Genomic DNA, 11,132 nt, shown 5'->3' with positions numbered 1-11,132 from the left:
CAGGGCGGCGGGGGCTCCGCCCCCGCACCCCCAGCCAAGGGGCGCCGCCCCTTGGGTATCCCCGCCAGGGGGCGAAGCCCCCCTGGAACCCCCCGTTCGATTTTCAGCCCCGACGCTTCCACCGGCGAGGCCAAACGCCAGCGGAGGTCCAGGAACCTGAGGTTCCTGGTGGGAGGGTTCCAGGGAGGGCAAAGCCCTCCCTGCGCGGATGGGGTCCGGGGAAGGCGCAGCCTTCCCCGCAGGCGCCCCCGGGTGCCGGCCCTCATCCCCCCAGCGCCTCCGCCACCGCGTTGCGTCGCGGCCGCCACAGCCCCCGGCGCAACACCTCGGCGAAGCGGCCGCGCATGGCGGCGTGGGCGTCCGGGTTCCGCTCGCGCAGGAAGCGGTCCACCGCCGCGTCGCCCAGCGTGGCGTCGAACAGCAGGTCGAACTGCCGGTCCAGCCGCAGCGGGGCGGTGGCGGCGAAGGCGTGCAGCCCCTCCAGCGCCAGGGCGATGTTGGCCGCGCCCCGGTAGCCATGGCGCATCTGCCCGGCGAGCCAGGCCGGGTTGGCGGCGCGGCCGCGCGCGACGCGGGCGATCTCCTCGGCCAGCGTGCGGGCGCGGGGCGCATCGGGGCGGGAGGTGTCGGCGTGGTACAGGGTGGGCGCGCCGCCGAGGCTGGCGGCGGCGGCGGCGAAGCCCCCTTCGTGCGCGGCGTGGCCGGGGCCTTCGAGCAGGTCGGTCTCGGCGTGGTCCTGCACGTGCAGGAAGGCGTCGGCGGCGGCGACGCGGGCGGCGAAGCCGGCGGGGTCGGGCGCGCCGTCCAGCCCCTGGCCGTAGGCAGCGGCCGAGCCGGCGAGGTAGGCGGCGCCGAGCGCGTCGCGGCTCGTATCGCCCTCGGGCGCGGCGCGGCGCAGCGCGTCCTCCAGCCCGGTGCCGTACTGCCCGGGGGCGGCGCCGTAGACGCGCGTGGTGGCGCGGCGCAGCGCCTCGCCGTCCAGGCCGCGCGCGGCGGCGGCGAGCGGGTTCCACTCGGGCGCCTCGTCGCGCGCGGCGACGGCGCGCACGGCGCCGTCGAACAGGGCGATCTGCGCCGGGAAGGCGTCGCGGAACAGGCCGGAGACGCGGAGCGTGACGTCCACGCGCGGCCGGTCCAGCACGGCGAGCGGCAGCACCTCGATGCCGGAGACGCGGGCCGAGCCCTCGTCCCAGACCGGGCGCACGCCGAGCAGCAGCAGCGCCAGCGCCAGCTCCTCGCCGCCGGTGCGCAGCGTGGCGCTGCCCCAGAGGTCGAGCACCAGGGCGCGCGGCCACTCGCCATGGTCCTGGCGATGCCGGCGCAGCAGCTCGGCGGCGGCGCGCTCGGCGAGGACCAGGGCGGAACGGGTGGGCACGGCGCGCGGGTCGATGCCGGTGAGGTTGCGGCCGGTGGGCAGCACGTCGGCGCGGCCGCGGCTGGGCGCGCCGGACGGGCCGGGGGCGACGAAGCGCCCGTCCAGCGCGGCGAGCAGGGCGGCGCGCTCGGCGCCGGCGCAGGCGTCGAGGCGGGCGGCGAGGGTTTCGGGCGGGACGGCCGGGCTGGTGCGGCGCAGCGCGTCGAGCAGGGCGGCGCGGCGTTCCGGCGCGGGCGGGGTGCCGAAGACGTGCAGCCCGTCGCGGATCTGCAGCTCCTTCACGTCGCAGAGCCAGGCGTCGAGCTTCGCCAGCGCGTCGATGTCGGGCAGGTCGGGCGTGGCGCCGCATTCGTCGAGCAGGCCGGAGCCGGCGGCGCGGTCGAGGATCTCCCGGCGCAGCAGGGCGGCGCGGCGGCGGTCCAGCCCGTCGGCGGCGGCGTACTCGTCGAGCAGGTGCTCCAGCGTGGCGGCCTCGCCGTGGCTGCCGGCGGCGCGCAGCGGCGGCGTCAGGTGGCCGATGGTGACGGCGCCGAGGCGGCGGCGGGCGATGGCGGCCTCGCCGGGGTTGTTGACGATGAAGGGGTAGACCACCGGCAGCCCGCCGGCGAGCGCCGCCGGGGCGCAGTCGGCGGAGAGCGCCGTCGCCTTGCCGGGCAGCCATTCCAGCGTGCCGTGGGTGCCGAGGTGCAGCATGGCGTGGATGCCGGCCTCGTCGCGGAGCCAGAGGTAGAAGGCGAGATAGGCGTGGCGCGGCGGCAGGTCGGGGTCGTGGTAGCTGGCGCGCCGGTCGGCGGCGGTGCCGCGGTCGGGCTGCACGGCGAGGGTGAGGCGCCCGAGGGCGAGGTGGCGGTGGCGGAAGGCGCCGTCGGCGCAGGCGGGGTCGGCGTCCGGCTCGCCCCAGGCGGCGGTGACGGCATCGCGCAGGGCGGTGGGCAGGGTGGCGAACAGGGCGCGGTAGCGGGCGAGGGACAGGGTGGGCGCGGGCGGGGCGAGGGCGAGGGCGTGGGTCAGGGCGGCGGCGTCGGGCATGGTGGCCCGGTCCGGGCCGGGTGCGGCCCTGTCCCCGGCCGGCGCGCCCGTGTCGTAGCCGGCGGCGCGCAGGGTGCCGAGGATGGCGGCGAGGCTGGCGAAGCTGTCCAGGCCGACGGCGTGGCCGACCTGCCCGCCGGTCGCGGGCGCGGCGTCCGTCGCCGGGGTGCCGAGACCGGCGTCGCCCGGGCACTGGACGTCCGCCCCCCGAACTCCCGGCCCTTGGGTACGCGGCCCCTGGGCGCTTGGTCCCTGGGCGCTTGGTCCCTGGGCGCTTGGTCCCTGGGCGCTTGGTCCCTGGGTACCTGGTCCCTGGGCGCCCGGATAGTCGGACAGCACCAGGGCGAGCCGGCGCGCCGACCTCGGCGTGCCGACGAGGCGCGCCCAGCCGGCGGCGCGGTCGGCGGTCAGCGCGATGCCATCCGGGTCGGGCCGCAGCACGGTGCGGGCGTGGTCGAGGCCCGGGATGGGGTCGGATTCCGCCTTGAAGGCGATGGCCGGGGCCGGCAGCCGGCCGTCCAGCTCGGGCAACACCACCTGCATGGCGAGGTCCGCCGCGGTGAGCCCACGCGGCGAGGCGGCCCAGGCTTCGCGGGCGCTGCCGGCGAGCACGGGTTGCAGCACCGGGGCGTCGGCGGCGTCGAGCGGGCTGCCGGAAGCGTCGTCGCGCCGCGCGGAGAAGCCGGTGAGGTTCAGCACCACGGCGGGGCGCCAGGCGCGCAGCGTGTCGGCGGCGAAGCGGGCGGCGGCCGGGTCCTTCAGGCTGCCGACGAACAGGGCGCGGGGGGCGAGGCCACGCGCCCGCAGCGCCGTGGCCAGGGCCGCGACCGGGGCGGTGTCACCGGCGGCGAGGTGCGAGCGGTAGAAGACGATGGCAGCGACGGGCGCCGCGGCGGGGTCCGGAACGGAGCCTGCGGCGAAGGCCGCGACGGAAGCCGCAGCCGGGGTGGCGGCCGGGGCGTCGTCCGGCATGCCGGTGGACGCGGCCGGGGCGGCATCGGCCGGATCGTACAGGCCGAATTCCGGCTGCGGCGCCGGTTCGGCCGCGTCGTCCGGCCCCAGCCCGGCGAGATGCGCGGCGAGGCGCAGCGCGGCGGCGAGGTTGCCGGGGCCGCCGGCGCGCAGCAGCGCGGCGAGGCGCGACCGGTACGCCGGGGCGACAGTGGACAGGTCGCGCAGGCGTTCGTCATCCGCGCCATCCCCGGGCAGCAGGGCGAGCGGAATGCGCCGGCGGCGGCAGAGGGCGGCGGCCTCCTCGGCGCCGTAGCGCCAGTAGTCGAGCCCGCCGAGCAGCCGTACCACCACGCAGCGGGCGCGCGACAGCACGGACTCGGCGTAGAGATCCACCGACATCGGGTGGCGCAGCCGCGCCAGGCTGGCGAGGCGCAGCGAGGGCCGCGACGGCGCCGGCATCGCCTCCCAGGCGGCGGCGGCGGCGGCGAGGTCGCCGTCGGAGAAGGAGAGCAGGACGAGGTCGGCCGGGTCGTGGCCGAGATCCTCGGCCGCCGCCGCCTCGTCCAGCGTGCGCGTCTCGCGGACCAGCAGATGCAAGGTGCTACGCTCCCGTCCACCAGCCGCGCGGCCGGCGGTTCGAGGGGCGGTTCAACGCAGGACCCGCAACCCGCATACCGCCTCCATCGCGTCGAAATCCGCGTCGCAATGCAGCAGCGCGTGGCCATGCGCGATGCAGTAGGTGCCGATCAGCAGGTCCGCGAGCTTGTTCATGGTACGGCCGGCGCCGCGCATCCGTCGGTAGTGACGGGCCGCATCCGGCGCCAGCGCCTCGCCGAGCATCGGGACGACCGGGAATTGCCGCAGGCTCCGCTCGATCCGTGCGGCGTGCGGCTCGTCGCGGGCGCCCTGCAGGACCTCGGTCAGCACGATATCACCTACCAGCACATCCTCCAGCACCGCCGGCTCGTGGAGACAACGGACCGCCTCGTGCGGCAGCGCGCGCAGGTTGGCGATCCAGACCGAGGAATCGACGACGATCACCCGACGATCATGGGGCCACGCCGCGCCGCATCGCCTCCAGATCGCCGTCCCAGCCCAGACCGGCCATCTCCTGCACCGCCTGGCGCCGGCGATGGGCGTCGACCACCCGGCGCAGCGCCTCCTCCACGGTGGCACGCTTCGTGGTTTGGCCGGTGGCCGCCATCGCGGCCGCGATCAGCGCCTCGTCGATCTCGATATTGGTCCGCATCGGCCGCCTCGATGTGTACGTCGAGACATCGTTATACACATCGCTGTGGACGATGCGAGGGCGGAATCGCCTGGGGTGCCTTGCACTTCCACCGGGGCTGCGCGGCGGCGGAGCGTCCGCCGCGCCAGACGGGCGCGTCAGACGGGCGCGTCAGACGCACCGCCACGGCTGTCCTCTACCCCACCACCGCCGCCCCAACGGCCGCCGCGATGGCCTCCCGGTCCAGCCCGGTCTCGCCGATCACCACCAGCCTGCCCTCGCGCGCCTCGCCGGGGCGCCAGGGGCGGTCGTAGCCCTGCGTGAAGCGGCCGCCCACGCCCTGCACCACGAGGCGCATCGGCTTGCCGCGCACCGAGGCGAAGCCCTTCATGCGCAGCACGTCGTGCGTCTCGGCCAGGGTGGCCAGGCGGTCGAGCAGCGCCTCGGGCGAGTCCGTCTCGGGCAGCGGCAGGACGAAGCTCTCGAAGTCGTCGTGCTCGTGCGCGCCGTCCTCGGCGTCGTGATGCGAGGGACGGGCGTCGAGGTCGCCCTCCGCCGCCGCGCCGAGGCCGAGCAGCACGGCCGGATCCAGCCGCCCCTCGCGCGCCGCCACCACCTTCACCGCGCGCGGCGTCGCGGCGCCGATCTCGCTGCGCAGGCGGCCGGCGGTCGCCTCGTCCAGCAGGTCGGCCTTGTTCAGCACCACGAGGTCGGCGGCGGCGAGCTGGTCCTCGTAGACCTCGGCCAGCGGGTTGTCGTGGTCGAGCGAGGGGTCGGCGGCGCGCTGGGCGGCGACGGCCTCGGGATCGTCGGCGAAGCGGCCGGCGGCGAGGGCGGGGCCGTCCACCACCGTCACCACCCCGTCCACCGTGACGCGCGAGCGGATGCCGGGCCAGTTGAACGCCTTCAGCAGCGGCTTGGGCAGGGCGAGGCCGGAGGTCTCGATCAGGATGTGCTCGGGCGGCTGCGGACGGTCCAGCAGGGCCTGCATGGTGGGCAGGAACTCGTCGGCGACGGTGCAGCAGAGGCAGCCATTCGCCAGCTCGACGATGTTGTCCTCCTCGCAGCCCGGGATGCCGCAGCTCCTGAGCAGCTCGCCGTCGATGCCGAGCGAGCCGAACTCGTTGACGATGATGGCGATGCGGCGGCCGTCGGCGTGGCGCATCAGGTGGCGCACCAGCGTGGTCTTCCCGGCGCCGAGGAAGCCGGTGACGATGGTGGCGGGGATCTTCTCGACGGTGTCGGACATGGGGCGGGTTCCGATGGGGCTGGCGGCCGGGGTGGCGGGAGGCGTTCAGCGCGCGGGGATGGCGGCGGGGGACGGGTCGGCCGGCGGCAGCGCCGGGATGCGCCCGAGCACGACGCTCCGCAGCGATGCGGGGCGTCGCGAAGGCAGCACCGCGCCGCTGGCGTGCGCGGCATAGGCCGCGCCGTAGGCGATCAGGTCCCCGGCCAGCGCCGGCGAGAGATGGCCGAGCAGGTAGCTCCACTTGCCGGGGGCGGCGAGCACGGCGGCGCAGCCGCGGTCGCAGGCGGCGAGGCAGGTGACGGGGCGCAGCGAGACGGGCGCCGTCGCCAGGGCGCCGAGGTGCCCGGCCAGCGCGTCGTGCAGGATGCGGCCGGGCGGCGCCTCGCCCTCGGCCAGGGCGCGGCCGGCGCGGCAGGTGACGCAGACCAGCAGCGTGCAGGCCGGCGGATCGGGCGGTGCCGCGTCGCCGGCCGGCGCCATGGCCGGAAGCCCGGCAGGGGGCGTGGCAGGGGGCATGGCGGGGGGCGCGCCAGCGGGGAGCATGCCGGTCGGGAGCATGCCGGCGGGGGGCATGCCGGCAGGAGGCATGGCGGTGTCCGGCATTCCGGTCTTCCATGGGCGCGCCGTGACGTGGGCACGGATGCGCGGGCACGGGATGCCGACCGCCCCGGCGCCCCTGGCACCGAGGTCGACGCCTGCCGCCCGCGCCGAGGCCCGGGCAGGCCGGCACCGCCGCCACCGGGGCACCCCGCCCGGCCGCGCGATCCTGTGGCGATGGCAGGTCTCCTGGCTCGCGGATCAGGCGCCTCCCGCCAGCCTTCCCGGGCTGCCCCGCGCGGGGCGTCTCCCAGTGGCCGAGCGGCGGGATGCTCTCCGCCAACAGTTGCGGGGGCAGCCGCGGCCTTGGGGCGGACCCCGCACCGCGTTCCCTTTTCACCTTCCTTCCGGAAGGACCATCGTGCCCGGCAGCTAGGGGGCGGCGCGGCGCGCTGTCAACCGCAACCGGAGCCTCCGGCCGGCCGGGAGCGCCTCGCGGGCGCGGGGGTCAGCCGAGGCCGAGATGCGCGGCGACGGCGCGGCGCAGGGCGGTGCCCGGCGCGCGGTACTCGTCCAGGATGCCGAAGTGGTGCAGCCCCGGCAGCACCCGGAAGCCGGGTTCGTGCCCGAGCCGGCGCAGCCCCGCCGCGTAGCGCCGCGAGAGGTCGATCCAGGCGTCCGGCTCGTCGCCGCCCGCCAGCACCTCGACCGCGCAGGGGATCTGCAACGGGCGGCCCTCGTAGTTGCGCCGCGCGGCCACCCCGGGGTCGAGGCCGATCTCCGCGTTCACCCGGGCGTGCAGGGCGGGCGCGGGATCGTAGATGCCGCTGACCAGCGTCGCCCCGCGCAGCGCGGCCCCCGGCGGCACCAGCGCGCCGCCCTCGCACAGGATCGCCGCCCCCAGATGCGCCCCGGCGGAATGGCCGGAGAGGCCCACCCGCGCGGGATCGCCGCCATGCGCCCCGACGTGCCGCATCACCCAGCCGAAGGCCAGCAGGGCGGATTCCACCACCGCGTCGAGGCTGGATTCGGGGCAGAGCGCGTAGCTGGGAATCACGGTGGTGATGCCCTGGGCGGCCAGGGCGGCCCCGAGATAGCCGAAATTGGCCTTGTCGCCGCCGCGCCAGTAGCCGCCGTGGAAGAACAGGTGGACGGGGCGCGGGCCGTCGCCGGCGCCGCGGTAGAGGTCCAGCCGGTGGCGCGGATGCGGGCCGTAGGGGATGTCGGCCGCCGAGCGCGCCTCGCGCCAGGCCCGCTCGTTGAGCGGCATCCGGGCATCGGTGAAGGACTGGAAGTCCGGCACCGCGGCGCGCGGGTTGTAGTCGCGCTCGTACTGCTCCGGCGCCGCCCGCGCCGCCCCGGCGAAATCCGGCATGGTGCCTCCTCGATGCTCCCCCGCACGCGCCGCGTCGCCGCACGGCCGCCTCGGCGCGTCGCGGCCCTTGGCGCGCGTCGCGCGACGGCCCGTGGCGCGTGACGGCCCCGACGCGCGTGGCGCGTGACGGCCCCGGCGCGCGTGATAGCGGCTGGCCGGTCGGCCCGCCAGGATGGGCGGGGCCCGACCTTGCGGGGATCGGCATCCCGGCATCACGCCGGGAAGGGCCGGGCGGCGGCCCTGCCCGCCCCGCCGCCAGCCCACCCCGCCGCCGGCCTATCCCGCCGCCGGCCTGTCTTCCGCCGGGCCGATGAAGCCGCGATTGGCCTCGCGGATGCGCGCCGCCTCCTCGTCGTAGAGGAAGGGCAGGAAGGCGTAGCGGCGGCCGGCGGTCACGGGCGTCGCCTCGTGCAGCAGCGTGCAGGAGAACACCACCGCCCCGCCGGGCGGGGCGCGGTAGAGGCGCGGGCCGAATTCCGGGAAGCGCAGGTCGCCGCCCTCGAACCCGTCGTTGAGGTTGATCGAGACCGCGAAGCGCCGGTGCGCCGTGCCCCGGGTGGTGTTGTCGCGATGGGCGCGGAAATGCCCGCCCTCCTCGGCCGTGTAGCAGGCGATCAGGTAGCGCTCGATGCGTGTCGGCGTGAACTGGAAGGCGCGGCGGATCATCGGCACCAGGAAGCGGCTCAGCCGGGTGCCGAGCAGGCCCTGCGTCGGTGCGTCCTCGACCATGTGGTCGCGCCGGACCTTGAACTTCGGGTCGTGGACCTCGACGGTGCGGCCGCCGACCTCGCGCATGAAGCCGCTGGGCACGCTGCCCCCCGCCGCGTGCCGCGCGATCAGGTCGCGGCAGAATTCCGGCTCGAACACGCCCGGCACGACCAGCACCGGCGCCGGCACCGCGCCCTCGTGCGGCGGCGGCAGGGCGGCGAGGCGGTGCAGCAGCCGCTCCAGCGCGTCGATCGGCGCCACCTCCAGCACGCGTAGCGCCGTGTCGAGGAGCAGCGCGAGGGGCGTGTAGACCGGCTCCCCGTCGCCCGGCGCCGGGCCGAGCGCGCCGTAACGGCGGCTGATCGCGAGGTTGGAGTCGAGCAGTACCGTCGGCCCCTCCCCGGCCGGCTCCCGCGCGCCCGGCGCCCTGTCCGGCGCGGTCAGCACCACGCAGGCGACGGCACGGTCGGTGTCCGCGAACAGGTCCTGCCCGGCCCGGCGGAGCCGTTCCATCGCCTCGGCGCAGGGCGGGTGCGACAGGGAGCCGAGGAGGGCCAGCAGCACGTAGCGGCCGGCGAGGCCGTCGAAGGAAAGGCGCTTTCCCCCGACGGTCGTGGTGGCGAACCAGGGGGCCGGATCGCCGGGAACCAGGGTGTTCTGCAATTCCAAAACACGACCTCGGGTTGCGTGAAGTTAATATATAACAATTTATAGTGGCGAAGGATGACGCGTTCCCACGCGCCTCGCCAAGAGGAATTCCGTCGCCCGCGCGACGATCCGGGAGTCGCGCGCAACCGGATCGGAAGCGTCGCGTCTGGGCCATGATCGGGTGCCGGATCGTCGTGCCGCCGACGCGCCCACGGCCGGCACCGGTCCGGCGGGCGGGGTGGGCGGCGCACGGCACCGAGGCGGGGCCGGGAGGGTCTTTCGATGTCGGATGCAGTCGATCGGGGCGGAGTGCCGCCCGACATGCCGGCGGGCGCGCAGGACGGGCAGCACGCGCTGCACCGGGCGATCGGTCCGTTCCAGCTCTTCGCCTACACGCTGGGCGGCATGCTCGGCGCCGGCATCTACGGGCTGGTGGGGCGGGCGGCGGGCGATCTCGGCAACGCCGTCTGGCTCGGCTTCGCGGTCGCCATGGTGGCGGCGCTGCTGACCGGGCTGTCCTACGCCTCGCTCGGCTCGCGCTACCCGCGCGCCGGGGGCGCCGCCTACGTCACGCAGCGCGCCTACGGCATGCGGCTGCTGACCTGGACGGTGGGGCTGGCGGTGATGGCCTCGGGCCTCACCTCGGTCGCCACCCAGTCGCGCGTGGTGGCGGTGAACCTGCTGGCGCTGTTCCCGGTGGGCGTCCCGCCGGTGATCGTGGCGCTCGGCTTCCTGATGCTGGTGGGCGGGCTGGTGTTCCGCGGCATCCGCGAGAGCATGGCGGCCAACATCGTCTGCACGGCGGTGGAATTCCTCGGCCTCGTGCTGGTGATCCTGGTCGGCCTCCCCTACTGGGGCTCGGTGGACCTGCTGGAGGTTCCCTCGCCCGACGGCATCACCGCCACCATGCTGCTCTCCGGCGCCATCCTCACCTTCTTCGCCTTCATCGGCTTCGAGGACAGCCTGAACGTCGCCGAGGAGTGCCGCGACCCGTCCCGCACCGTGCCGATCGGCATCGTCGGCGCCATGCTGGCGGCGACGGTGCTCTACATGGCCGTCGCCGTCACCGCCGTCTCGGTGGTGCCCTACGCGGAGCTGGCGCGCGCCCCCTCGCCGCTCGCCGCGGTCACGGCGCGGGCGGCGCCCTGGCTGCCGGGCTGGGCCTACATCGCCATCACCATCTTCGCCGTGGCCAACACCGCGCTGCTGAACTACGTCACCGCCTCCCGTCTCGCCTACGGCATGGCGCGGGACGGGCTGCTGCCGAAGCCGCTGGCGCGGGTGCACCCGGCGACCCGCACGCCGCACGTCGCGGTCGCCGTGCTGTTCGTGCTGCTGGTGGCGCTGATGCTGGCGGGCGACATCGGCCAGCTCGCCTCGGCCACGGTGCTGCTGCTGCTGACCGTGTTCATGATCGTCAACATGGCGCTGGTGGTGCTCCAGCGGCGCCCGGGCGAGCCGCGCGGCGGCTTCGAGGTGCCGGCCTTCGTGCCGGTGTTGGGGGCGCTGGTCTGCGGCGCGCTGCTGTTCAACCGCGTGGCGGGCGGGGACTGGCGGGCGCCGGCGATGGCGGGCGCGATCCTCGTGGCGATCCTCGCGCTCTACGCGCTGATGCGGCCCCGGACGACGGCGCGGACGGCCTGACCATGGGGCATCCGGGCGCCTCCCGGCCGGCGACGCCGCATCGCGGCCGGCGCGGCGCAGGGCACGCCTGCCCGCCACGCCCGCCGCCGGCGCGGCCGCGTGCCGCCGTCGGCCCGGCCCGCGCTTCGCCGCGTGCCTCGGCGGCTCGGGCCACCGCATCCGCCGCGAGACCGGTCTGAGGAACGGGCGGCCGGTCGTCCGGATGCCGACGGTCGCGTCTGCCGGGCGGCCCACCCGATCGACCACCCGCCCAGGCCGGCAGAGCCCTCTGGAGGTTTGCGCATGGACGAATGGCCGAGCAGGCTTGCGCAGCCTGCCTTCGCCGACTTCCATCCGTGGCGCAGGCTGCGCAAGCCTGCTTAGGGGCTTGGCCGTGCCGCGCCGC

The 11,132-nt window shown here is 76.3% G+C and carries 8 protein-coding genes and 1 riboswitch; of the genes, 1 reads left to right on the top strand and 7 read right to left on the bottom strand.

From position 1 onward, the window contains the following. Window positions 1-262: 262 nt before the first annotated feature. From M0638_RS12525 to M0638_RS12495, 7 genes are all read right to left on the bottom strand, one after another. Entirely contained in the window at window positions 263-3,955 is a 3,693-nt protein-coding gene (locus tag M0638_RS12525) for a cobaltochelatase subunit CobN (RefSeq protein ID WP_248667334.1), read from the bottom strand. A gap of 51 nt (window positions 3,956-4,006) precedes the next feature. Beyond that, complete coding sequence (gene vapC, locus M0638_RS12520; RefSeq protein ID WP_248667333.1) at window positions 4,007-4,399, bottom strand: type II toxin-antitoxin system VapC family toxin; 393 nt, start codon at window positions 4,397-4,399, stop codon at window positions 4,007-4,009. A gap of 7 nt (window positions 4,400-4,406) precedes the next feature. Further along, window positions 4,407-4,607 carry a type II toxin-antitoxin system VapB family antitoxin gene (locus M0638_RS12515; RefSeq protein ID WP_248667332.1) on the bottom strand — a complete coding sequence of 67 codons (201 nt, stop codon included), beginning with the start codon at window positions 4,605-4,607 and terminating at the stop codon, window positions 4,407-4,409. A 175-nt stretch (window positions 4,608-4,782) separates the two neighbouring features. Continuing rightward, window positions 4,783-5,835 (bottom strand): cobalamin biosynthesis protein CobW, encoded by a 1,053-nt coding sequence (gene cobW, locus M0638_RS12510; protein WP_248667331.1) that lies wholly within the window; start codon window positions 5,833-5,835, stop codon window positions 4,783-4,785. 45 nt (window positions 5,836-5,880) lie between these two features. Next, entirely contained in the window at window positions 5,881-6,315 is a 435-nt protein-coding gene (locus tag M0638_RS12505) for a DUF1636 domain-containing protein (RefSeq protein WP_248667330.1), read from the bottom strand. 279 nt (window positions 6,316-6,594) lie between these two features. Beyond that, window positions 6,595-6,808: riboswitch (cobalamin riboswitch) on the bottom strand. A 72-nt stretch (window positions 6,809-6,880) separates the two neighbouring features. Next, window positions 6,881-7,747: an alpha/beta hydrolase gene (locus M0638_RS12500; RefSeq protein WP_248667329.1), complete on the bottom strand. Its 867-nt coding sequence runs from the start codon at window positions 7,745-7,747 to the stop codon at window positions 6,881-6,883. A gap of 276 nt (window positions 7,748-8,023) precedes the next feature. Then, window positions 8,024-9,118, bottom strand: a complete 1,095-nt coding sequence (locus M0638_RS12495; protein ID WP_248667328.1) for a 2OG-Fe(II) oxygenase — start codon at window positions 9,116-9,118, stop codon at window positions 8,024-8,026. A 267-nt stretch (window positions 9,119-9,385) separates the two neighbouring features. On the opposite strand from M0638_RS12495, the gene M0638_RS12490 reads away from it, so the two are divergent. Further along, window positions 9,386-10,747, top strand: coding sequence for an APC family permease (locus M0638_RS12490; RefSeq protein WP_248667327.1), 1,362 nt, complete (start codon window positions 9,386-9,388; stop codon window positions 10,745-10,747). Window positions 10,748-11,132: the final 385 nt, after the last annotated feature.

This window comes from Roseomonas acroporae (assembly GCF_023223525.1).
GTDB classification, from domain to species: Bacteria; Pseudomonadota; Alphaproteobacteria; order Acetobacterales; family Acetobacteraceae; genus Roseomonas_E; species Roseomonas_E acroporae.
The sequence above is the reverse complement of the archived record's forward strand: the minus strand, read 5'-3'. Positions and strand labels throughout refer to the sequence as shown.